We start from the raw sequence: 21,545 nt of genomic DNA on the forward strand, positions 1-21,545 counted from the left end.
TGGATCGATCTGAACGCTTCCACCTTCGGTCATGTGTACTCGGTACTGCCTGACCCAGAGCGCCCCCTGCTCAACGAACGCATGCCTGATCCGGCTCGCCTGCCCTTGAATTTCAACAGCTCGTCGCGCTCGCCGCAGGCATCACTGCATGGCGCGCGATGGCGGCAGCGATCAGCCTGTAGACGTACAAGGTGATGCGGCCATAGAGGGCGCCTGCCCCGGGGCCCGAAGATGCGAAACGATAGGAGGTGCAAAGACCGCGAGCGATCTCGAACAACCCCATGAGTTCGTGCTGCGTCGTCGCCGAGTGGATGCCGAGCAGCTGCAGTAACAGAGCCGCAAGACCGCCGCTGCTCATGACGGCCTCGCCTCGGGGCGCGGCAGCGGCCGGAATTGAGCAAGATGCGCGCTCCGCCATTGATAAGGCGTATCGCCCACGAAGCGTTTGAACACCGTCGTGAAGTGAGCCTGGGTCTGAAACCCGACGGTCAAGGCGATATCGACGAGCGAGACGTCGGTCTGCCGTAGCAATTCCTGGGCGCGCTCGATCCGGCGCTTCAACAAATATTCGTGCGGCCTGAGGCCGACGGCCGCCCGGAACTGCGCGGCGAAATGCATCCGGCTCAGCCCGGCAACGACGGCCAGATTCTGCAAGGTGACCTTCGCGGCCAGATTGTCGTCGATATATTGCATGACGCGCTTGAGGCGCCATTTCTGCAACGACCGGACCGCCCGGCCAGCCTGGCCTTCATGGTCGCAGGCCGGCTCGGGCTGCTCTCGTCCGCCCGTTGTCCCGCCGCTGGCCTTGCGGGTCAGAATGGCCAGACGCAACGCATCGACAAGGATGGCGCAATCCGGATGTTGCATGGCTCTGGTGGCCGCGAGTGCATCCGAGAGACGCCGCATCACCGGATCGGTCGATCCCTCCGTCGCCGTCTCCCGATCCGACTCTGCCGATGCGCGCGCAAGACGTTTCGCGCAGACCATGAAGCTCGGCGCATTGTCGGCAGGGCCGCGCACGTCCAACGCAGGCGGCTGGATCGCCAGCGCAACGTCCAGATGAACGAGAGAGAGCGTCATGCCCTCCTCGCCGGACCGGCGTGTACGTCTAGACGGCCCCAGCCGCGCGCCGTCGATTGACGAAACGTCGATTGCGGCGGCGACATGATCCTTGGCGTTTTGCGGGTGTGACATCTGCAGCGACATCGTCGAACCTCCTTGTCCCAGTCCGCACCGGCAAAGCCTGATCGACTTGGCCGATTGCGATGGGGTCAGAGTAGTCCGGCGATCCGCGCGTTCCATTCTACGCGCGGGTGCATGGATAAGGTCTCGGGTTACCCGCGTCATACCTAGGTATGATCGCAGCGCATCTAGCCGGGCGAGAGCGCGAGCGGTACACCATCCGCGCCAGCGGACGCGGGTGCACGGCGCCCCCTGCGCGCCCTGCGGTAGTTTGACGCGCCGCGATTGGGGGGATCGCCGCAGAGCCTTGTTCCGCCGCCGGAAATCTACCCGCCGGACCCGGGGCCGGATACGACTTCCCACGGAGACTTCCAGGAGAGCACGAAAATAACCCGTCCGGATATTGTGGAGGCGCTGAAATCGCGGCATCAACACCGCTGCAATGAGACGATATACCGCTTGCGACGATGACGAATCTTGATCGGCCCACGGGTTCATCCATGAGCCGTGCCGGCTTGCGGTTCTCCTCCGCGGTCCTTGCCTTCGCGGTCTTCATGATCGACGTGCTGACGCCGCTCGAGGGCGCGGTCGCGGTCCTCTATGTCGTCGCTATCCTGCTTGCGGCGAGGACGAACCGGCGCAGCGACATCATCGTCGCCGCGACCGGCTGCGTCGTCCTGACCATCACCGCCTATCTGCTGTCGCACTATCTGGAGGCGATCACCTCGCCAGCCCTTCGCGCGCTGGTGAGCCTCGCCGCGATCGGGATCACGACCTTGCTGGTGCTGCAGAATCAGGCGGCGACGACGCGCCTTGCGGCGCAGGCACGCCTGCTCAATCTCTCGCATGATATGATCTTCGTCAGGGATCGCAGCGGCGTGATCACGTTCTGGAATAAGACCGCGGAGCAGACCTACGGCTGGGCGGCCGACGAGGCGCTCGGGCAACTCGCCGACAAGCTGCTGCGAACGAACTATCCCGGCCGGCGGGAAGCCATCGAGGCCGGCCTGCTCGATACCGGACGATGGGAAGGCAGGGTGGAGCAACGGACCAAGGCCGGCGCCGTGCTCACCGTCGATGCCCGATGGGCCCTCCAGCATGACCATCTCGGCACACCCGTCGGGGTGCTCGAAACCCATACCGACGTCACCGACCGCGTGGCGGCGCACAGCGCCCTGGTGCAGAGCGAGCAGCGATACCGGCGGATGTTCGATGCAAGCCGGATCGGCGTCGTCGAGGAGGACTGGAGCGGACTGCGGACGGCGCTGGATTCGCTACGGACCGAAGGGGTGGACCTTGGCGATCATCTGGCACGAAATCCCGATTTCGTCGCTCATGCCCGCGGCCTCGCCAGGATTATCGACGTTAATCCGGCCATGCAGGCGATGGCAGGGGCGAGCAGCTCTACCGCCTTCATCGAGAACGTGGACAAGCTGCTGGGCGAGAACGATCGCAGTTTCCTCGACGCGCTGGTCGCATTTGCCGAAGGACAACGGTTCCACGAAGGAGAAACCCAGCTCGTGCGTATCGACGGGGCCAAGGTGCCCGTGCTGTTCACGATCACGTTTCCGCCAGGATCGGACGGGGATCAAAGCGTGCTCGTCTTCGTGGTCGATATCACCGAGCGCAAGCAGGCTCAGGATGCGCTGCTCGCGGCGCAAGCCGAGCTGGCCCATGCCGCGCGCGTCGCGACCCTCGGCGAACTCAGCGCGTCCATTGCGCACGAGGTGAACCAGCCGCTGGCGGCGATCGTCACCAGCGGCGAAGCCGGCTTGCGGTGGCTGCGGCGGGACGTCCCCGATCTCAAGGAGGTGGCGACGACGATTGGCCATGTCGTCGCCCAGGGCCGCCGCGCCAGCGAGATCGTGACCCGCATCCGGACCTTCCTGAAGAAGGCTTCACCCCAGCAGGATTTGCTGCAGATCGGGGAGGTCATCGAGGAGGCGACGGCCCTCGTCGCGCGCGAGCTCGCGAAGGACGATGTCGTCCTCATCGTCGAGGCGAGGCACGGCCTGCCGCCGGTTCGCGGCGATCGGATCCAGCTGCAGCAGGTCCTGGTCAATCTTCTCGTCAATGCCGGCCAGGCCATGTCGGGCCAGTCCGGTTCCCGAACCATCACGCTGCGCGCCGGCATCGTGGATAGCGAGGCCCTCGCCATCACGGTCCAGGATAACGGCCCGGGAATTCATCCTGATGACCTGCCGCGCCTGTTCGATCCGTTCTTCACGACGAAGGAGGGTGGGATGGGCATGGGGCTTGCCATCTGCCGGACGACGGTGGAAGCTCACGGCGGCCGGTTGTCGGTGGCCAGCCCCACGGGTTCGGGAGCGACATTCCAACTGACATTGCCATATAGCCAAGTCCACTATTCGCCATGACACGACCAAACCAGGCTTCGCCGCCCGCGCACCCCTCCAGCGCGACTGTCATCATTGTCGACGACGATGCCGGCATCCGCGCCTCGCTCGACAGCCTGTTCCGATCCGTGGGCCTCGAGACGCGCCTGTTCGGCTCGCCGGCGGAACTGCTCGGCGGCTCGCTGCCCGACGGCCCAGGCTGCATCGTGCTCGACGTCCGCCTCCCCGGCGGGAGCGGGCTCGATCTCCAGAACCAGCTCGTCCGACAGGGCATCAGCCATCCGATCATCTTCATGACGGGCCATGGGGACATTCCGATGTCAGTGCGCGCCATGAAGGCCGGCGCTGTCGATTTCCTCTCCAAGCCGTTTCGCGATCAGGACATGCTCGATGCCGTGTCGGCCGCGCTCGAACGCGATGCGCAGCACCGCGCCGAAGCTGCAACCAAGGAGGACATCCGCGTCCAGTACGAGACCTTGACGGCGCGCGAGCGCGAGGTGATGAGCCATGTCACCGCCGGCTTGATGAACAAGCAGGTCGCCGCCCTGATCGGCCTCAGCGAGATCACGGTCAAGATCCACCGCGGGAACGTCATGCGCAAGATGGGGGTCCGGTCACTGGCCGATCTCGTCCGCAAGGCGGAGGCGCTCAGGGCATCCCAAACCCGCAAGACTACGGATCACACCTGAGTATAATTCCGGCGGCACCGCTCCCGGTGCATAAGGCGCCATCGGCCGCGCAAAGGGAGCTGCCCTCCTTGCGGAACACCGCGGTCAGGATTGTCTGCCAATGGCCAAAACCCCGGTGATCGCGATCGTGGATGACGACGAAGGCGTTCGCGCATCGCTTGCGAGCCTGGTGCGTTCGCTCGGCTACGATGCCGAGGCCTATGAGTCCGGCGTGGACTTTCTGCGGAAGGCACCGGAAGATGATCCGGCCTGCATGATCGCCGACGTCCAGATGCCAGTCATCACCGGCGATGAGCTTCAGGCACAGCTGATCGCTTCCGGCAGGCGCTTTCCCATCATCTTCATGACGGCATTTCCGAGCGAATCCGTGCGTCAGCGCGTGATGGCGGCGGGCGCGCATTGCTATCTCGGCAAGCCTTCCAGCGGCGACGAGATCATCCGTTGCCTTGAACAGGCGCTGGCAGGCCAGGCGCCGTAGCCCATACGCCCGTCTTGCGCGCGACGGCCTTCTCTTGCGGCCAATCAGACGTGCATTCCGGAAACCGGGTTGGTGGATCGGAAATATCCCCTTGGTTCAATTCAGCTTTTTCGCGGCATGCGGTCGGACTCTCCGCATTTGCAAAATCTAACACCGCTTAAGCATCCTTAACGAGCCTTGCGGTGATATCGCACCTATCGTTGGGCATCGATCATTTGCATTCCGCAGCCACCACGACGGCGACGGAATCCGGGACACGGGGACGAACGATGCTCACTGATATGCAAGCGGCCGGCGCCCGGTCGATCTATCAACCCAGCTGCCGCGAACCTGCCTCCCCGCAGGAGATTCGCGCCATTCCCCTCGAACGGAGGTGGCGTCAGCCCGGTCAACGGGCCGGCGCCGCGCCCGACGACATCACGATCTCGCGCTGGACCTGTACGCAAACCGGCATAAGGCACGAAGACGCGACGACGCCCGCGGACCAATACTTCGTTGCCATCGCCTTGAAGGCGACGCGCATCAAGCTGAGCAGAGGCCGTCACGCCATCTTCGACGGCGTCATGCCGGCGGGCACGCTGTATGTCGGCGCCCCGTCGAAGCAACTCAGTGCGCAGTTCTGCGCGCCTTGCGATTTCCTCCACTTCCACGTCTCGGCCAGCAGCTATTTTCCGCCTCTGCACCCTGGAGCGGGAGCTAGCTCGGCCGATGGTCTCAACGACCTCATCCTGCTCCGCGATCCCTTCGCCGAGCAGCTTGCGAAAGCGCTGACCCAACGCGGCCACTCGGCCGACCGGGAATTCGCGCACTGCATCGGCCAGACGCTGGCCATGCACCTTGCCCGGCGCGAGCTGCCGCACGCGCGCGTGAATGCCTTGCCGAAATGGCGGCTGCGGCGGGTCAAGGAATATATCGGCACGCACTTCGACCACTGCATCGGCCTGTACGAGCTTGCCAAGGTCGCAGGACTGTCCCGGATGCATTTCGCGGCCCAGTTTCGCGCCGCGACCGGATACCGGCCGCGCGAATATCTGCTGCATCAGCGCATCGAGCGTGCGAAATCGCTGCTGTCGAATTCCGAGACGGCCCTCGCCGAGGTGGCGCTGACCGTCGGCTTCTGCACGCAAGCGCATTTCTCTACGGTCTTCAAGCGGATCACCGGTGACACGCCCGCGCGGTGGCGCTGCGCCAACCGGAACGCATCAGTTGCGCTCAGGCTGTCGGATCCGGTTTCGACATCGAAAACCGTGACTCACGTGCTGCCTGCCGACTTCTCGTGAATCATGCGAAATGAGAAATAGCCGGGATACGTGAAATACTTCTGTTATGAGATCGGCGATGCTGTGCGTATTAGTGACTAAGACCCCCAAGTCACCGCTCGAGCCTCCCTCCTCCCTGGGCATACGAGCATTTCGGGGCCGTCCTCCCCAAAGGACGGCCCCCTTTTTCCGCCGGCGCAGCCTTAGCTAGGCGTTCAGATAACGCGCAAGCCAGGCGCGGACGCCCTGAAGACTCCTGAAATCATCCAACGCGCGCGCCGGAAGCGTGGGCGCGATTTCGGCCGCCATTCTGCTCAGCGCATGACCCGGACCGAGTTCGAGAAAGCCCGTCGCGCCCGCTTCGACGCAGGCTTGCAGGCAATCGGCCCATTGCACCGTGTGCGAGATCTGCGCCGCAAGCTTGTCGAGGCCGCTCTCGGCCGCGAGCACCGGAGCGGCATCAATGCCGCTCAGAATGCGCACACCGGCCCGCGGCGGGAATGTCACCGGCGTCTGGCGCAAGGCCTCACGAAAGACCGACGATGCTTCTGCTAGTCGCCTCGTATGGGAGGCGACCTCGACCGGCAGGACGCCTACCCTTGCGGCGTGCATCGCCCGCGCTTCGCTGGCAACTCCGTTCAGCGCCGCGCGACCACCCCCAATGACAAACCCATCGCCCGGATTGACGATGGCGATCGCTGCGCCATGGCGATCGCAGAGGCGATCGAGCTCCTCTCGCGAAAGACCGCGGACGAAGATCAACCCGTCGTCGGCGCTCGTGGCCGCATCCATGGCCTCGGCGCGGCGCGCCACCAGATCGAGCGTGGCGGTCGCATCGAACAAGCCGCCGACACCCCAGGCCGCGAGTTCGCCGACACTGTAACCGGCAATGATGACGCCCCGTGAAACGGCATCTGCGAGCGCGGCCACCGCCGCGAGCGGCTGCAAGGTGCAGAGAATCTGGCCAGCGCGATTGCGATGCAGAGCCTCAGCACCTTCGGCGTGGACGAATTCGCGCGGATCCCTGCCGAGCAATGCCGCCGCATGTCCAAACAGACGCGCGGCCTCAGGCGCATCGCCCGTCAGGTCGAACATGTTCGGGTGCTGACTGCCTTGCCCCGAACAGAGGATCGCCAGCGTCATGGTCACCGCCTAGTGAGGAAAGAGCGTTGCGATCGCAATCGCCAGGGTCGCGACACTGAATCCCGTGCTGGCGATGACCATTGATCCCACGGTCGCGGAATCCAATCGGTAGTTGACCGCAAACAGAATGCCGAAGAAACCCGACGGCAATGCCGCAAGCAGAATCGCCGTCTTGGCGGCATCAGGACCGAGATGAAAGCCATATGCGATTGCGATTGCGAACAAGGGACGCAGGATGTCCGCAGCTCCCGTCGCCGCAACAACCCGCCAATCGATCCGCAGCGACTGGGCCGACAGCACGAGACCGGTCAGGAACAGCGCAACGCCCGCAGCCGCATTCCCGATCAGGACGAGACAGGCATGGACAAGTGGATCGAGATTCACGTCGGACAACGAGAGCACGATCCCGAGCGCAGGCGCCCATACGACCGGCTTGGCGAACGCGCGCCCGATGGCCGTCGGGACCGGTGATGCCGGCGCATCGGTGCCACGGGCCTTGCTGGCGCTGATCTCGGCGATCACCAGGGTCAGCGTGCTGACGAGGACCGATCCGGTCGCCAGCGCGACCGCGACAGGGACGACCCCGGCCGGCCCCAGCACGGCCGACAGGATCGGCAGACCGACACCGGCAAGATTTGGGAACGCGACCGTCAGGGCCTGCACCGCGGCATCGGACCTTGTCACCGCAAAGAATGTGCGTTCGAACCAGTACCAGGCAATGTAGATGATCAGCATCGTCACGCCGAACACGAGGAAGACTGGAACCTGATCGGTGATCCGGTCGCGCGGAGCCGATGCGGTCGCCGCGAACAGCGAGGCCGGCAGGGCGAAATCCATCACCAGCGCGTTGAGGCCCTCCACGTGACCATTGTCGACGATGCGGGCCTTGCCTGCGACGAACCCGAGCAGCAGGACGAAGAAGACCGGCACCAGCGCCATCAATATGACGTTCGACGTCATGGGCTCAACGCCTCATGGGCGTCGACGAAGAGCGTCATCGCCAACAGATCGGCCGATCCACCCGGGCTGAGACGACGGGTGACGAAGCTCTCGTGGATCGTTTGCGCCCGCGCACGCCAGCCGGGCGCAGAAACGCCGCCGCAAGCGATGAAGCGCCGCGCCTCCTCATGGGCGAAGCGAAGGCCGTCGAGCCCGCCGCGATGCAGGAGGTTGGTGTCTTCAACCGATGCGATCAGCGCAAAGCACGCCTCGATCCGGGCGGCTTCCCTATCCTCCAGCGCGACAGACCTGGCTCTTCGCAGGGCCGGCAGACCGATCCGGTAGACGCTGGGAAAACCCGTCGCGGCCTCAATGCGCGCACCGCCGGCACGAAAGCGGCGGCGCGCGACGCTGCCATGGCTGTGCAGCAACACCGGACCATCGAGGATGCTATCGCTCCACAGACGTGCCACCGTATCGCCGAGCGAAAGCGCCGGATCGACTAAGCCGCCGGCTTTCGCGCCGGCCGCCGCGCACAGCAGGCCAAGCCCGAAGATCGCGCCGCGATGCGTGTTGACGCCTGCAGTCGCGGCGAACATCGCGCGTTCCGCCTCAAGGCCGATGATCCGCAGGCGCCCCATGCCGCAGCCGACCGCGCCCGCATCGGCGAGGCGTTGCAGATGAGGACTGATCGCCGCCGCACTTAGACGGAACGTGCCCGCATCCATGTCATCGTGACTGCCATTGTCGACGTGGCTCACCAGCCCCGGCTTCGGCCAGGTTTCGAGCTCCTTGACGAGGCAGTCGGCGGCGACGGCACCGATGGCGGACACATCGGGCACAATTAATGCACGGCGCAGGATGGGCCGTACCACGCCTCTAGCGCCCATGGTGATCATGATGCCATCGCCCCCGAAACAAATTGATCCCTGCCGAGCAGGACCACGCGCTCGACGCTCTTGACCAGGAGCTCGCTCGCGCCGCCATGAAACTCGCGCCAGTTGACCGCGGCGCCGTCCGCATTCATCAGTTCGCCATCGAGACGCATCGGCGCGTCAGCCTCGATCGCGGCGAGGTCGGCGACGAAGCGATCGATGTCGGTTTCGCGTCGAAACTCGAACAGGACATCGAGGTCGGAACGGGCGGTCACGTAGTCGAGCCCGGTCAGCGACTGCCAGGCCAGGCTGCCGAACACGCGCCCGTCCACCGCATGCCGAATCGCAAGCGCGCCGAGCCGGTCGAGCGTCGGCCACCAATTGCGCGGCGCGTAGGCTCGCACCTGCCGCAGCACTGGCGGCCTCGCGACGTAAGTGACATGCTCGATATCAACCAGAAGAGAGATCCGCTTCTTGCCGGCCGACGGTGGCAAGGGCAGCCCCAACGCGAGGCCGCTTTCCTCGCATGCCAAAGCGCGCCGCCTGACCGTCGGCCATCTCATTTTAGGCCAGCGTGCGAGAAGGCAATCGATCGCGAGATCCCCCCGCTCATCCAGCATCGCGCGCCAACCCGCCGGGCTGACGAAGACGAGGTCATGACGACCGGGTGGACGCTCACCGTGCTTGCAGAGCCAGGTCACGAACACGCTCCCCGATCTCGGCGGCCTTGAGCCGGCCACCACGTTCCTTGCCGAGCATATCCCGTAGGTCCTGCACGGCCGGCATGTCCGCCAGCAAAGCCTCCAGCTGATCCGCCAGTGGCGCGGCATAGTTCCATGTCATTTGAACCGCGCCCATCTGCGCGAGATTGGACAGGCCTGGGGCGAAAACCGGTGTCGAATTCGCCTTCTGCTCCAGCGCTTCCATCGACAGCTTGGTGACCTTCGCCATCGACGGCAGATCCATCACCGCGGGGTCCGCGCCCGGAAGTCCGACCAGCACGCGGGTTGCAAGGCCCGTCGCAAGCAGCGCACCGGCGGCCGAGTGACCGTAGATCAGGCCGATGGTCGGGCGGCCGTTCATGTCCGCATAGATCAGGACCTTCGCCAGGTGCGCAAGGAATTCGTTCAGCCCGAGCAGCTCGTCGCGCTTGCTCATGCGCTGGCTGTCGCTGTCGACCAGCACCAGGATCGGGCCGTCGTCCCGGTCGATCGACCCGAGCACATGGCCGGACAATCGGATCGCCTCGTCGACGCCCACCGCCGTCCGGTCCGCGACCCCGAGGACGAGCATGCATGTGCCGGATCGCCGCGTCGCGGAGCCGAGAAGGACTCCCTTGTCGTTCCTGACCTGATGTCCGTCGGGAAAGAGCGCAGTCAGGATGTTATCTGGCGTCACGGCTGGTCCTCCCGATCCTGTCGGCGAGCGCAATGAACTGATCGGTTGGCAGCTCCGGGATCGTTTCGGCATGCGCGATGCCTGATATCGTCCAGATTTCGACGGCATCCAGGCAGGCACCAAAGCGGCGCAGCCGGTCGGCAAGCCGCTCCTGCTCTGCCTTCAGACCGTCGAGGCCAAAGGGGCCAACCAGACCGATCAGCTCCAACGCGGCTTCGCGGAAATCCTGTACACTGTCGTCGGCAAAGAGGTCGGCCGCGCCGAGCAGGCGGCGGTGCTTGCCGCCCATCGTACGCCAGACCAAAGCGCGATCGCGGGAATCGAACTCCTCGACGCCGCGATTGGTCTCGATGACTTCGGGACCCGACACCGCGATGCGCCCGAACTCCGAAACCGCGAGCGCGGAGCAGCAGCCCGCGATCAAGCCGCCGCCGCCATAGCATCCGGATCTGCCGCCGACCAGGCCGATGACTTTCACGCCCGCGGCGCGCGCTTCCATCACAGCGCGCATGATCTCGGCAATGGCAAGCTCGCCGGCATTGGCTTCCTGCAGCCGCACGCCACCGGTGTCGAACAGGATCAGGACGGGGATCGTGCCGATCTCGCGCGCCGCGCGGAGCAGTCCCGTCAGCTTGGCGCCGTGCACCTCGCCGAAGGCGCCGCCCATGAAGCGGCCCTCCTGCGCAGCGACAAATGCCGGTGAGCCATCGAGGCGTCCGTGACCGACAATGATGCCGTCGTCGAACTGCTCGGGAAGATCGAATATCCTCAGGTGCGGGCTGACCTCACGCTGCTCCGGTCCAATGAACTCAATGAGGCTGCCGGCATCGAGCAGCAGTTCCAGCCGCGTGCGCGCCGACGCCTCGTAGAAGCTGGTGCTCCGCGCCCGTTCGGCCGGGGTCATATCCCTGAGCGGCGCGGTCATTGGCCGTGCTCCGCGATCAAACGCACCGCCTGCGCCAGCCGCAGCGAGACCGTATCGGGACGCGCGCCACCGTCGTTGATCGAAAATCTCAGCCCGCCGGGCGAATAGCGCTCGACGAAATCGCCGATCACCGCACGCCACACGTCACCGAAGCCGACCGCCGCGGTCTTGATCTCGAGGGCACATTCCGCATCCGGCAGGACGCGCTCCACCAGCACCTCCAGATTGCCCGAGGCGACCACGCCCACGATCGCGCTCTTCCTGGCGCCGCCGGCCGGCGCGCGAACATGATGTCGAAAGCTGAGATCTTCCATCGCCAATCCTCACCAGTTCCTGAATTTCGACGGCGGCGCGTAGAGCCCGCCCGACCAGCGCACGAGATCCTTGATCGAGCGCGCCGCCAGCAGGCTGCGATCCGCATCGAGCACATTGATGCCGAGATCCTCCGGGCGGCGGATCACCCCACGCTCGCGCAGTCTCTCGACCATGCCGTGGTCGCGCCGACGGCCGACCTCGGTGTAGCCCGCGACGCCGCGGATGGCCTGCTCGCGCTCCTGCGCGGTACGGCACAGCAGCAGGTTGGCGACGCCCTCCTCGGTGACGATGTGCGTGACGTCGTCGCCATAGATCATGATCGGCGCGAGCTCGAGGTTCAGCTTCTCAGCGAGCTCCATCGCATCGAGGTTCTCGACGAACAGCGGCACGTTCTTGTCCCCGAACGTCTCGCCGATCTGCACGACCAGCTTGCGACCGCGGCGCAGCAGTGCCGCACCATCAGGGTCGGCCTCCGCTCCGGCCTTCAGCCAGGGCACGCTGGGATGACGCCGCCCGCGGGCATCGGCCCCCATGTTCGGGGCGCCGCCGAAGCCGGCGATGCGGGACGTCGTGACGGTCGACGAATTCCCCTGCAGGTCGATCTGCAAGGTGGAGCCGATGAACATGTCGCAGGCATACAGACCTGCAGCCTGGCAGAAGGCGCGGTTGGAACGGAGCGAACCGTCAGGCCCGGTGAAATAGACGTCGGACCGGGCGCGGATGTAGTCATCCATGCCGACCTCCGACCCGAACGAGTGGATCTGCCGCACCCAGCCGGACTCGATCGCGGGAATGAGCGCGGGATGCGGATTCAGCGCGAAGTGAGTTGCGATCCTTCCCTTCAGCCCGAGCCGCTCGCCGAAGGTCGGCAGCAGAAGCTCGATGGCGGCCGTGCTGAAGCCGATGCCATGATTGAGCCGCTGCACGCCATAGGGCGCATAGATGCCCTTGATCGCGAGCATCGCGGTCAGGACCTGTCCTTCGGTGATCGCGGCGGGATCACGCGTGAACAGCGGCTCAACGAAGAAGGGCTGGTCGGCCTTGACGATGAAGTGAACACGGTCGGCCGGGATGTCGACCCGCGGCACCGTCTCCACGATCTCGTTGACCTGGGCGATCACGACGCCGTCCTTGAACGCGGTCGCCTCCACCACGGTCGGCGTGTCCTCGGTGTTGGGGCCGGTGTAGAGATTGCCTTCGCGGTCGGCGCTGACGGCGGCGACCAGCGCCACGTGCGGGGTGAGATCGATGAAGTAGCGGGCGAACAGTTCGAGATAGGTGTGGACTGCGCCGAGCTCGATCTTGCCGCCGAACAGCATGCGGGCGATGCGGGCCGATTGCGGCCCGGAATAGGCATAGTCGAGACGCTTGGCGACACCGCGGTCGAACAGGTCGAGATGCTCGGACAGAACGACGCCGGACTGAACCATGTGGAGATCATTGACCCTGGAGATATCGACCGCCAGCAACGCACGGCTGAGCAGATCCGCCTGCTTCTGGTTGTCACCCTCGAGGCAAACCCGGTCGCCCGGCCGGATCACGGCTTCCAGCAGGCGCGTGGCATCGCGGGCCTGCACGACTTTGCCATGGCCAAATCCGGCCCCAGCCGCGATGCGCTCATCGCGCGCGGCGCGGTTGTTCTGCCAACCCGTCATGATCTCCGCTCCCTGGCGGCCGGCCGGGTCTCGACATTGGTATCAACGAGACAAGGATGGATGCCGTCATAGGCGGTGTCGCCCGCAACGATCAGGTCGAGAGCCGGGACGCGTAGGCTGGATTGGGCCGTATCGGTCCGTCCCACGCCGATGACGCTCCAGTTCAGGACGCCGCTGCTATTCTCGATCGCATTCATGATATTCTCCGGGACGGGCAGTCGGACCGGCGGGAATGCTGTCGCTCCCGCCGGCCTTCCTTCTGCCGGCCGTGCGTCAGGACCGGCAAAGGGCTTCAGCGCGTGGCGAGCTGCTGGATGCTGCGCGCAGCGCGAGCGATGATGGCCGCCACTTCCTTCGGATGCGACTCGTAGACCGAGTGGCTGGCGCCCGGGATCACGGTGGTCTGGCTCTTGGCACGCTCGTAGTACCAGCGCTCGAGATCCGGATTGATGATCTGGTCGCCGCCGGCAACGATGCCCCAGCTCGGCTTGGTCTTCCACGCAGCCGCCGTCAGCGGCGTGCTGAACACCTGCGCCGCGGCAGGAACCTGGGAGCGCGCGACGAACTCGGCGCGCTCGCGCGGCAGATCCGGCGCGAACAGCTTCGGGAATTGCACCGGATCGAGATAGGTGAACTTGTCGGGCGTGACCTTGATGACGCCTTCGGTCTTGCCGAGCACGCTCGGCGTCTTCTTGCCCAGCGTCGATTCGTCCTCGCCGACGTCGGGCGCATGCGCGGCGACGTAGACGAGACCGGCGACGTTTGGGTGAACACCGGCCTCGGTGATGATCGAACCGCCATAGCTGTGACCGACGAGGAGCGTCGGGCCGTCCTGAAGATCGAGAATGCGCTTCGCCGCCGTGACGTCGGCGGCGAACGACGTCTCGGGCTCCTGCACCATCGTCACGCGGAAGCCTTCCTTGGTCAGGATCTCGTAGACGGGCTTCCAGCCCGACGCATCGACCCAGGCACCGTGCACCAGGACGATGTTCTTCAAGGGCTCTGCGCGTGCGGGAGCGGCGGTTGCGAACAGGGAGAGGGCGGTGGCGAAGGCGAAGCCAGCGATGAGGTGTTTCATGTCGGGATCACTCCGGGTTGGAATGACACGACACTAGTTTCGCCGCTCGCCTGCGTATTTCAGCAAGCAACTGTCATTGCCACTTCGCACGCCGGGCATCTTAAGCGGAGGACCGCGTCATGCACACTGAAATCCCTGACATGATCTCCCGCAAGCGTGAACGCCCGGCGTTCATACGTGGAAGACATTCGATGCGCGACCTGTCATTCACGACAACGCTTCTGACGTCGGTTGAAATCCAAGCATGGGATCAAACAATGACATCCATCGCAAAGTGCCGGATGGCCTTCTTCATCCTGTTGTGCGCGACAGTACCTGCGCATGCCGGAACCTGCGCGGATGACATCGCGCACACCCAGGTGCAGCTGGATCTTGCCATCGAGAAGGACGCGGACTCCCATGGTTGGAAGCCGGAGAGCCTCAGCGCGCTGCGCAGCCATCAGCCCACGCCCCGCTCGCTCGCAAAAGCCGAGGGCGACAACGGCATCGGCTTCATGGGCGCGCTCGATTCACTCGACCGCGCCCGCGCCGCCGATCGCAGCGGCGACATCGAGGCCTGCAGCCGGGAGATCGCACGCGCGCGGGCCGTCCTGAGATAGCAGATGCCGTTCAAGGGTCGAAGGCAAGGCGATGCGCGCAACGCGGTCGTGCAGCCGGGATCAGGACGTGCGTTCTGGAAATACCCGTCCGAGCGCAGCTCTCTAATGTCGATGCAATCAGGTGGAGCCTTCTCCATGCATAAACAGCACTCATCGAACAATGGGGCCAAACGCGGGTCGGGATCGCGCCGAACCTTTTTGATGAATCTCGGTGCGATGCTTGCGAGCGGCATGCTGTGGCTGGTCGCGGGCGGTGCCATCGCTCAGACGACAGTGCCTGGCATGCAACCACCTGCCGGTATGCTCGCGACGTCACCGCTCAACCCGCAATCCACGCGGCCCGTGGGCATTCCGCTGGGATCGACCGAGATCGCGACGCCCGGCATCTCTCCGATCAATCCCATGCAGAGCACTACGGGCTGCGTCGGATCGAGCAGTACCGCATCGACGGGAGCGTTGTTCGATGGCGGCGGGCTGTCCGGCGCCCAGTCGACCAATTGCCCGGGCGGCGCCGTAGTGGCCTCGCCCCTGCCCTCGACATCGACCGTTGGCCGCGTCGGAATTCCGCTGGGCTCCACCGAGATAGGCGGCGCTGGAATAAGTCCGTCCGTACCGGTGCCCGGACCCAACTCCACGGTCGGCACGGCTCCAATCGACGGCTCCGGCAATCCCTGAGATCAACAAGGACGACCTCCGTGAAACGGAACCTTATCATTGCACTCGTTGCTGTCGCCGGGCTCCTGATCGGCGGAGGCCTGTCGTTCTTCGGCAGCGACCGGAAACCCGCCGTGGCGGCTGCGCCGGTGGCAGCCGTCGTGCCAGTGGTCGCTGCCACCGTCACCGGCAAGGACGTCCCGATCTATCTCCGCGGTATCGGGACGGTGATCGCCTACAACACCGACGTCGTACGCAGCCAGATTCAAGGGCAGATCATCAAGATCGCTTTCACCGAGGGACAGACGGTGAAGACCGGGGACCTGCTCGCCCAGATCGATCCACGGCCCTACGAGGCCCAGATCGAGCAGCTGACGGCCAATCGCGACAGGGATCAGGCGCAGCTCGCCAATGCCGAGGCAAATCTGTCCCGCTACAATCAACTCGGCGACAAGGGCTATGCGACCCCGCAACTGATCGAAACGCAGTCCGCGCAGGTCGCGCAGCTCAAGGCCGCCGTGAAGGCGGACCAGGCCCAGATCGACGAGGCCAATGTCCAGCTCAGCTATACGCGCCTCACGTCGGCAATTCCCGGTATCACCGGCGTCCGCCAGATCGACGTCGGCAACGTGATTCACCCGACCGACCCGAACGGTCTCGTCGTCGTGACGCAGATCGAGCCGATTTCGCTGCTTTTCACCCTGCCGCAGACGGACCTGCCCGTTATCCAGCAGCACGCCGCAAAGGGCGAGCTGAAGGTCATCGCCTACAGCCAGGATAACAAGATGAAGCTCGACGAGGGCACGCTACTGCTGGTCAACAACGAGATCGCGGGAACAACCGGCACGGTCCAGCTCAAGGCGGTGTTTCCGAACCATGAGCACCGGCTGTGGCCGGGCCAGCTGGTGAACGCGCGCCTGCTGCTTGAGGTTCAGAAGAACGCGCTCACCGTCGCCGGATCGGCCATACAGCAGGGGCCGAACGGTAGCTACGTCTACGTCGTCTCTCCCGAACAGACCGCGGCGCTGCGCCCCGTTCACGTCGCGCAGATCAGCGACGGACAGGCCCTGATCGATCAGGGCCTGAAGCCGGGCGACGTCGTCGTGGTCGACGGTCAGTATCGGCTGACGGAAGGCAGCCGCGTTCGCGAACTGCACGGCAAGGCGGCGCAGGAAGCCGACCTGCAGAGCGCCGTGCAGGATGCGATCCCATGAACCTCTCCGCGCCCTTCATCTTGCGGCCGATCGCGACCGCCTTACTGATGACCGGCCTGCTGCTGTGCGGCCTTGCGGCCTATCCGCTGCTGCCGGTCGGCGCGCTGCCGAACGTCAATTACCCGACCATCCAGATCTCGGCGCAACTGCCCGGCGCCGATCCAGGCACTATCGCGTCGTCGCTCGCGACCCCGCTCGAGCAGCAGCTCAGCCAGATCCCCGGCATCACACAGCTCACCTCGTCCAGTGCGCTCGGCGTCGCCCAGCTCACCGTGCAATTCGAGCTGTCGCGCACGGTGGATAGCGCGGCGGTGGACGTGCTCGCCGCGATCAACGCCGCCAGCCCCTTCCTACCGCCGAATATCCCCTACCCGCCGACAATCAGGAAGGTGAACCCGGCCGAGACGCCGATCATGCTGATCGCGCTGACATCGGCCTCGCTGCCGCTGACAACGGTCGACGCCTATGCGGAAAACATCCTGCTGCCGAAAATTTCGCAGGTCCCCGGCGTCGGCCTCGTCGGCATCGGCGGCCAGCAGAAGCCCGCGATCCGCATCCGCGTCAATCCGCAGGCGCTTGCCGCCCGCAGCATCGGCCTCGAAGACGTCCGCAACGTCATCGCGGGCGCCAATGTCGATCTGCCGAAGGGCACGCTCAACAGCCCACGCGTGACCTATACGCTGAACACCAACGATCAGCTGCTGAAACCCTCGACCTACGAAGACCTCATCATCGCCTATCGCAACGGCTCGCCGGTGCGGATACGCGACATCGGCAACGCGATCGAGGGACCCGAGAACGATCTCCTGGCCGGCTGGTACGGCAAGGAGCCGGCCATCATCCTCGCCATCCAGCGCGTCCCCGGCGCCAACGTCATCGAGACGGTCGATCGCGTCAAGCAGCTGTTGCCGCAGCTCCAGGCTTCCGTTCCGCCGGCGATCAAGGTGACGATCGCCGCCGATCGCACAGCGACCATCCGCGCCGCTGTCTCCGACGTTCAATTCACACTGATGCTGACTGTCGCCCTGGTGGTGATGGTCATCTTCCTGTTCCTGCGGAATTTCTGGGCCACGATCATCCCGGCGATCACGGTCCCCCTGGCGCTGGTCGGCACCTTCGCGGTCCTCTATGTGCTCGGCTACAGCCTGGACAACCTCTCGCTGATGGCGCTCTCGATCGCGGTGGGTTTCGTGGTCGACGATGCCGTCGTCGTCATCGAGAATATCGTGCGCCATCTCGAACAGGGCATGACGCCGATGGAGGCCGCGCTCAAGGGCTCCGCCGAAATCGGCTTCACGATTGTCTCCATCACCCTGTCGCTGATCGCGGTCTTCATTCCGCTGTTCCTGATGGGCGGCTATGTCGGCAAGCTGTTCCAGGAATTCGCCGTCACGATCACGGCCTCGCTGCTGCTGTCGCTGGTCATCTCGCTCACCCTGACGCCGATGATGTGCGCCCGCCTCCTGAAGGACGATTCACGGAGGAAGCACGGCAAGCTCTACCTCGTCTTCGAGCGTGGCTTCGATGCCATGCTCGCGCTCTACGCGCGGGGCCTTCGCGTCGTTCTGCGCCATCGCTTCGCGACGCTGCTGGTGATGCTCTCGACCATCGCGCTGACCGGCTACCTCTACATGATCATCCCAAAGGGATTTTTCCCGCAGCAGGACACCGGTCAGATCGTCGGCATCACCGAGGCCGCCCAGGACATCTCCTTCCCGGCCATGTCCGAACGCCAGCAGGCGATCGTCGACATCCTGTCGAAGGACCCGGCGATCCAGTCGGTGGCGAGCTATATAGGTCCGGGAGGGCCGACGGCAACGCTGAACCAGGGGCGCATCTTCATCGTGCTGAAGCCGAAGCCGGAGCGCAAGGCGAGCGCCGACCAGATCATCGAACGGCTGGGGCCCAGGCTCGCCCACATCCAGGGCATCCGGCTCTACATGCAGGCCGCCCAGGACATCACCATAGGCGCCCGCCTGTCGAAGACCCAGTATCAGTACACGCTGACGGACGCCGATTCCAGCGAGCTCACCCACTGGTCGGCGATTTTCCTGGACAAGCTCCGCGCGCTCGACGTCATCAGCGACGTCGCAAGCGACCAGGCCAATGCCGGTCCGCGGCTGGAGGTCACCGTCAATCGCGAGGTCGCCTCGAGCTTCGGTATCCTGCCCACGACGATCGACAATGCGCTCGACGACGCCTTCGGCCAGCGCATCGTCTCCACCATCTTCACCTCACTGAACCAGTATCACGTCGTGATGGAGGTCGATCCGCGCTTCCAGTACGGGCCCGAAGCGCTCAAGGACATCTACCTGAATTCGGCCTCCGGCCAGCAAGTCCCGCTCAGCACGCTGGTTCACAGCGTGATCAAGCCTGCGCCGATCCTGATCAATCACCAGAGCCTATTTCCGTCCGTGACGATCTCGTTCAACCTGAAGCCCGGCGTCGCGCTGGGTGATGCGGTGACGGCGATCCAGAGGATCGAGAAGGAGACCGGCAAACCCGCCTCGCTGTCGACCTCGTTCCAGGGTAACGCCCAGGCTTTCCAGTCTTCCCTGCGAGGCACACCGCTGTTGATCGGGGCGGCGCTGATCGTGATCTACATCATCCTCGGCGTGCTCTACGAGAGCCTGATCCACCCCATCACGATCCTGTCGACGCTGCCTTCTGCGGGCATCGGCGCGCTATTGCTGCTGCTCGCGGTCCATATGGATCTCAGCGTCATCGCCATCATCGGCATCATCCTCCTGATCGGCATTGTGAAGAAGAATGGCATCATGCTGGTCGACTTCGCCCTCGAGGTGGAGCGCCAGCACGGGCTCGGCCCGGAAGAGGCAATCTACCAGGCCTGCACGTTGCGCTTCCGCCCGATCCTGATGACTACGATGGCGGCGCTATTCGGAGGCGTGCCGCTGATGATCGGCTCGGGTACCGGCGCGGAGCTGCGGCAGCCGCTCGGCTACACGATCGTCGGCGGCCTGATGCTGTCGCAGCTCCTGACGCTCTACACGACCCCCGTCGTCTATCTCTATCTCGACCGGCTCGGCGACTGGCTGACCGGGCGTAAGCCGCGGGCGGCCGCGGCATCCCTCCCATCCGCGACAAAGGCGGATACCGAACTGAGCCATGAATCCGCTTGAGCGACGCTTCGGGATCACGCAACCCGCCACTGAGATGGCCTCGCACAGCAGGCAGCCAGCCTGATCGTGGTTTCGTGCGTTTTGACAAGGCCCCTGCGAAAACGCAAAAGACCTCCCGTCGACGGCGCGGTACACAGTCCGTATGACGCTCGAACGCCTGGATGGCTCTAATCCCGTACAGCCCCAGCGATGGTGGCGCCGTTTGCTGCCGATCCAGACAATACAGGATCGGATTCTGCTCTGGGCTTGGGGTAGCCTTGTTTTGACCCTCCTGTCCTTCGCCTGTTCACTGCTTGGAGATAATTTCACGGCGATCGCTTTCGCCGCTTTTCTGGCCGCTTCGCTGACGCTCGTCGGCGCGATCATGGATATCACGGCCCTGAAGAAGGCCCATGCCGAGCTGGAACGGAGCGAGCTGCGCTACCGCCATCTGTTCAGCCGCATGCCGATCGCATTCCGGCAGCTCGACGCCAGCAAGCTGGTCGCGCTGTTTCGAAAACTGCGCGCCGAGGGGGTGAAGGATCTCGGCCCCTATTTCGACAGTCATCCCGAGTTTCTGCGAACCTGCATGGATGCGCTCTCGTTTCAGGAGGCCAATGAACGGGCCATCCAGATGTTCGGCGGAGGCGTCCAGAGCTATGTCGGACGTTCCATGGCCGAGAGCTGGAAAGAGCGGCCCGATACGTTCCGTCGAGCCATGGAATCCCGCTATCGCGGCGAGACGAATTTCGAAGAAGAGACCAAGATGGTCACGTGGGATGGCCGCGTCGTCGACGTTCTCTTCACGACGGCCCGCGTCGGCCCCATCAACGATCTCGAAATCAGCCTGGTCGGCACCATCGATATTTCACAGCGTGTTCGCGCGCAGCAGAAGCTCCAGCAAGTGCAGGCCGAGTTCGCACATGACGCGCGGGTCTCGATGCTCGGCGAGCTCACCGCCTCGATCGCCCACGAGATCAACCAGCCCCTTGCCGCGATCGCCACCAACGGCGCCGCGGGGCTGCGTTGGCTGAACAGGCCGACTCCCGACATCGTCGAAATTCGCAAAACCATCGAAAACATCGTCGTGGACACCCAGCGCGCCGCGAACATCGTGGCGCGCGTGCACCGCATGGCCTCCCGGAAAGCCCCCGAGCAGGAATTACTCTCGTTTGACGAGATCATTCGCGAAGCGCTTCTGTTCCTGCGGCACGAATTGGAATCTCGCAGCGTAACCATCCTGCACCGTCCCGATCCGGCCGTGCCGCAGGTGCTCGGTGACCGCACTCAACTGCAGCAGGTGATCGTCAATCTCGCCATCAACGCGGTGCAGGCGATGTCGCAAGCCGGACATGACGATCGCAGGATCGTCATCAGCACGGCCACGCAGGACGCTGCCACGTTGTGCTGCTCGGTGGAGGACAACGGTCCCGGCATCGCCGACGAACATGTCGGCCGGCTCTTCGAAAGCTTCTTCACGACCAAGGAGAGCGGCATGGGCATGGGGCTGCCCATCTGCCGGTCGATCATCGAAGCACATGGAGGCCGGATCGGCGCGGAGGCCAGCACCACCAATGGCGGCGCGCGTTTCTGGTTCACTATGCCGATTTCCGCAATGGCGGTCTCGCCGCGGTCCGATCCCCGTCCGGAGGCCTGACTGCAGCTT

General features: G+C 64.7%; 22 protein-coding genes. 9 read left to right on the plus strand and 13 right to left on the minus strand.

What is annotated here, in order from left to right; all coding sequences use genetic code 11:
* Positions 1–112: 112 nt before the first annotated feature.
* The gene (locus tag P0R31_RS06780; protein WP_275513388.1) at positions 113–358 is read right to left on the minus strand and encodes a hypothetical protein; all 246 of its coding nucleotides are present in this window, start codon (positions 356–358) and stop codon (positions 113–115) included.
* Positions 355–1,302 (minus strand): AraC family transcriptional regulator, encoded by a 948-nt coding sequence (locus tag P0R31_RS06785; protein WP_343299302.1) that lies wholly within the window; start codon positions 1,300–1,302, stop codon positions 355–357. The genes P0R31_RS06780 and P0R31_RS06785 overlap by 4 nt, the downstream gene beginning before the upstream one ends.
* A gap of 380 nt (positions 1,303–1,682) precedes the next feature.
* Here P0R31_RS06785 and P0R31_RS06790 point away from each other — a divergent pair, with 380 nt between their 5' ends.
* The 4 genes from P0R31_RS06790 (at position 1,683) to P0R31_RS06805 (ending at position 5,986) form a co-directional block, all read left to right on the plus strand.
* Positions 1,683–3,560: a PAS domain-containing sensor histidine kinase gene (locus P0R31_RS06790; protein ID WP_275513389.1), complete on the plus strand. Its 1,878-nt coding sequence runs from the start codon at positions 1,683–1,685 to the stop codon at positions 3,558–3,560.
* Positions 3,557–4,228, plus strand: a complete 672-nt coding sequence (locus P0R31_RS06795) for a response regulator transcription factor (RefSeq protein WP_275513390.1) — start codon at positions 3,557–3,559, stop codon at positions 4,226–4,228. The genes P0R31_RS06790 and P0R31_RS06795 overlap by 4 nt, the downstream gene beginning before the upstream one ends.
* 100 nt (positions 4,229–4,328) lie before the next feature.
* On the plus strand, positions 4,329–4,706 hold the full coding sequence (locus P0R31_RS06800) for a response regulator transcription factor (protein WP_275513391.1): 378 nt from the start codon (positions 4,329–4,331) through the stop codon (positions 4,704–4,706).
* A 269-nt stretch (positions 4,707–4,975) separates the two neighbouring features.
* Positions 4,976–5,986, plus strand: coding sequence for an AraC family transcriptional regulator (locus tag P0R31_RS06805; RefSeq protein ID WP_275513392.1), 1,011 nt, complete (start codon positions 4,976–4,978; stop codon positions 5,984–5,986).
* Between the two features lie 186 nt (positions 5,987–6,172).
* On the opposite strand, the gene P0R31_RS06810 is transcribed toward P0R31_RS06805, so the two are convergent.
* The 10 genes from P0R31_RS06810 to P0R31_RS06855 form a co-directional block, all read right to left on the minus strand.
* Positions 6,173–7,108 (minus strand): acyltransferase domain-containing protein, encoded by a 936-nt coding sequence (locus P0R31_RS06810; protein ID WP_275513393.1) that lies wholly within the window; start codon positions 7,106–7,108, stop codon positions 6,173–6,175.
* A 9-nt stretch (positions 7,109–7,117) separates the two neighbouring features.
* Entirely contained in the window at positions 7,118–8,068 is a 951-nt protein-coding gene (locus P0R31_RS06815) for an AEC family transporter (protein WP_275513394.1), read from the minus strand.
* A complete protein-coding gene (gene mdcB / locus P0R31_RS06820) occupies positions 8,065–8,946 on the minus strand; it encodes a triphosphoribosyl-dephospho-CoA synthase MdcB (protein ID WP_275513395.1) in 882 nt (293 codons plus the stop codon). The genes P0R31_RS06815 and mdcB overlap by 4 nt, the downstream gene beginning before the upstream one ends.
* Positions 8,943–9,623: a malonate decarboxylase holo-[acyl-carrier-protein] synthase gene (gene mdcG, locus P0R31_RS06825; RefSeq protein ID WP_275513396.1), complete on the minus strand. Its 681-nt coding sequence runs from the start codon at positions 9,621–9,623 to the stop codon at positions 8,943–8,945. The genes mdcB and mdcG overlap by 4 nt, the downstream gene beginning before the upstream one ends.
* A complete protein-coding gene (mdcE, locus tag P0R31_RS06830) occupies positions 9,598–10,320 on the minus strand; it encodes a biotin-independent malonate decarboxylase subunit gamma (protein ID WP_275513397.1) in 723 nt (240 codons plus the stop codon). The genes mdcG and mdcE overlap by 26 nt, the downstream gene beginning before the upstream one ends.
* Complete coding sequence (locus P0R31_RS06835) at positions 10,307–11,245, minus strand: biotin-independent malonate decarboxylase subunit beta (RefSeq protein WP_275513398.1); 939 nt, start codon at positions 11,243–11,245, stop codon at positions 10,307–10,309. The genes mdcE and P0R31_RS06835 overlap by 14 nt, the downstream gene beginning before the upstream one ends.
* Positions 11,242–11,559 carry a malonate decarboxylase acyl carrier protein gene (gene mdcC, locus P0R31_RS06840; RefSeq protein ID WP_275513399.1) on the minus strand — a complete coding sequence of 106 codons (318 nt, stop codon included), beginning with the start codon at positions 11,557–11,559 and terminating at the stop codon, positions 11,242–11,244. Before mdcC ends, P0R31_RS06835 begins: the two co-directional genes overlap by 4 nt.
* A 9-nt stretch (positions 11,560–11,568) precedes the next feature.
* Positions 11,569–13,215 carry a malonate decarboxylase subunit alpha gene (gene mdcA, locus P0R31_RS06845; protein WP_275513400.1) on the minus strand — a complete coding sequence of 549 codons (1,647 nt, stop codon included), beginning with the start codon at positions 13,213–13,215 and terminating at the stop codon, positions 11,569–11,571.
* A complete protein-coding gene (locus tag P0R31_RS06850) occupies positions 13,212–13,412 on the minus strand; it encodes a hypothetical protein (RefSeq protein WP_275513401.1) in 201 nt (66 codons plus the stop codon). Before P0R31_RS06850 ends, mdcA begins: the two co-directional genes overlap by 4 nt.
* 95 nt (positions 13,413–13,507) lie before the next feature.
* Complete coding sequence (locus tag P0R31_RS06855; RefSeq protein ID WP_275513402.1) at positions 13,508–14,293, minus strand: alpha/beta hydrolase; 786 nt, start codon at positions 14,291–14,293, stop codon at positions 13,508–13,510.
* Positions 14,294–14,433: 140 nt separating this feature from the next.
* Between P0R31_RS06855 and P0R31_RS06860 the strand changes: the two genes are divergently transcribed.
* From P0R31_RS06860 to P0R31_RS06875, 4 genes are all read left to right on the plus strand, one after another.
* Complete coding sequence (locus P0R31_RS06860; RefSeq protein WP_275513403.1) at positions 14,434–14,892, plus strand: hypothetical protein; 459 nt, start codon at positions 14,434–14,436, stop codon at positions 14,890–14,892.
* Between the two features lie 201 nt (positions 14,893–15,093).
* A complete protein-coding gene (locus tag P0R31_RS06865) occupies positions 15,094–15,567 on the plus strand; it encodes a hypothetical protein (protein ID WP_275513404.1) in 474 nt (157 codons plus the stop codon).
* A 20-nt stretch (positions 15,568–15,587) separates the two neighbouring features.
* Entirely contained in the window at positions 15,588–16,760 is a 1,173-nt protein-coding gene (locus P0R31_RS06870; protein ID WP_275513405.1) for an efflux RND transporter periplasmic adaptor subunit, read from the plus strand.
* Positions 16,757–19,900 carry an efflux RND transporter permease subunit gene (locus P0R31_RS06875; protein WP_275513406.1) on the plus strand — a complete coding sequence of 1,048 codons (3,144 nt, stop codon included), beginning with the start codon at positions 16,757–16,759 and terminating at the stop codon, positions 19,898–19,900. The genes P0R31_RS06870 and P0R31_RS06875 overlap by 4 nt, the downstream gene beginning before the upstream one ends.
* Positions 19,901–20,186: 286 nt before the next feature.
* Here P0R31_RS06875 and P0R31_RS06880 read toward each other — a convergent pair whose 3' ends face one another.
* Positions 20,187–20,447 (minus strand): hypothetical protein, encoded by a 261-nt coding sequence (locus tag P0R31_RS06880; protein ID WP_275513619.1) that lies wholly within the window; start codon positions 20,445–20,447, stop codon positions 20,187–20,189.
* Positions 20,448–20,468: 21 nt separating this feature from the next.
* On the opposite strand from P0R31_RS06880, the gene P0R31_RS06885 reads away from it, so the two are divergent.
* On the plus strand, positions 20,469–21,536 hold the full coding sequence (locus P0R31_RS06885) for a PAS domain-containing sensor histidine kinase (RefSeq protein WP_275513613.1): 1,068 nt from the start codon (positions 20,469–20,471) through the stop codon (positions 21,534–21,536).
* Positions 21,537–21,545 lie beyond the last annotated feature (9 nt).

The sequence above is a fragment of the Bradyrhizobium yuanmingense genome (assembly GCF_029167105.1).
GTDB classification, from domain to species: Bacteria; Pseudomonadota; Alphaproteobacteria; order Rhizobiales; family Xanthobacteraceae; genus Bradyrhizobium; species Bradyrhizobium yuanmingense_A.

Excerpts from the sequence above, each read along its gene's own strand:
- P0R31_RS06790 (WP_275513389.1), top strand. The coding sequence starts at position 1,683 with ATGAGCCGTGCCGGCTTGCGGTTCTCCTCCGCGGTCCTTGCCTTCGCG.
- P0R31_RS06780 (WP_275513388.1), bottom strand. The coding sequence starts at position 358 with ATGAGCAGCGGCGGTCTTGCGGCTCTGTTACTGCAGCTGCTCGGCATC.
- P0R31_RS06805 (WP_275513392.1), top strand. The coding sequence starts at position 4,976 with ATGCTCACTGATATGCAAGCGGCCGGCGCCCGGTCGATCTATCAACCC.
- P0R31_RS06795 (WP_275513390.1), top strand. The coding sequence starts at position 3,557 with ATGACACGACCAAACCAGGCTTCGCCGCCCGCGCACCCCTCCAGCGCG.
- P0R31_RS06785 (WP_343299302.1), bottom strand. The coding sequence starts at position 1,302 with ATGGAACGCGCGGATCGCCGGACTACTCTGACCCCATCGCAATCGGCC.
- P0R31_RS06835 (WP_275513398.1), bottom strand. The coding sequence starts at position 11,245 with ATGACCGCGCCGCTCAGGGATATGACCCCGGCCGAACGGGCGCGGAGC.
- P0R31_RS06815 (WP_275513394.1), bottom strand. The coding sequence starts at position 8,068 with ATGACGTCGAACGTCATATTGATGGCGCTGGTGCCGGTCTTCTTCGTC.
- P0R31_RS06885 (WP_275513613.1), top strand. The coding sequence starts at position 20,469 with ATGGATGCGCTCTCGTTTCAGGAGGCCAATGAACGGGCCATCCAGATG.
- P0R31_RS06800 (WP_275513391.1), top strand. The coding sequence starts at position 4,329 with ATGGCCAAAACCCCGGTGATCGCGATCGTGGATGACGACGAAGGCGTT.
- P0R31_RS06810 (WP_275513393.1), bottom strand. The coding sequence starts at position 7,108 with ATGACGCTGGCGATCCTCTGTTCGGGGCAAGGCAGTCAGCACCCGAAC.
- mdcA (WP_275513400.1), bottom strand. The coding sequence starts at position 13,215 with ATGACGGGTTGGCAGAACAACCGCGCCGCGCGCGATGAGCGCATCGCG.
- P0R31_RS06865 (WP_275513404.1), top strand. The coding sequence starts at position 15,094 with ATGAATCTCGGTGCGATGCTTGCGAGCGGCATGCTGTGGCTGGTCGCG.
- P0R31_RS06855 (WP_275513402.1), bottom strand. The coding sequence starts at position 14,293 with ATGAAACACCTCATCGCTGGCTTCGCCTTCGCCACCGCCCTCTCCCTG.
- mdcB (WP_275513395.1), bottom strand. The coding sequence starts at position 8,946 with ATGATCACCATGGGCGCTAGAGGCGTGGTACGGCCCATCCTGCGCCGT.
- P0R31_RS06850 (WP_275513401.1), bottom strand. The coding sequence starts at position 13,412 with ATGAATGCGATCGAGAATAGCAGCGGCGTCCTGAACTGGAGCGTCATC.
- P0R31_RS06875 (WP_275513406.1), top strand. The coding sequence starts at position 16,757 with ATGAACCTCTCCGCGCCCTTCATCTTGCGGCCGATCGCGACCGCCTTA.
- P0R31_RS06860 (WP_275513403.1), top strand. The coding sequence starts at position 14,434 with ATGATCTCCCGCAAGCGTGAACGCCCGGCGTTCATACGTGGAAGACAT.
- mdcC (WP_275513399.1), bottom strand. The coding sequence starts at position 11,559 with ATGGAAGATCTCAGCTTTCGACATCATGTTCGCGCGCCGGCCGGCGGC.
- P0R31_RS06880 (WP_275513619.1), bottom strand. The coding sequence starts at position 20,447 with ATGACTGTCGAAATAGGGGCCGAGATCCTTCACCCCCTCGGCGCGCAG.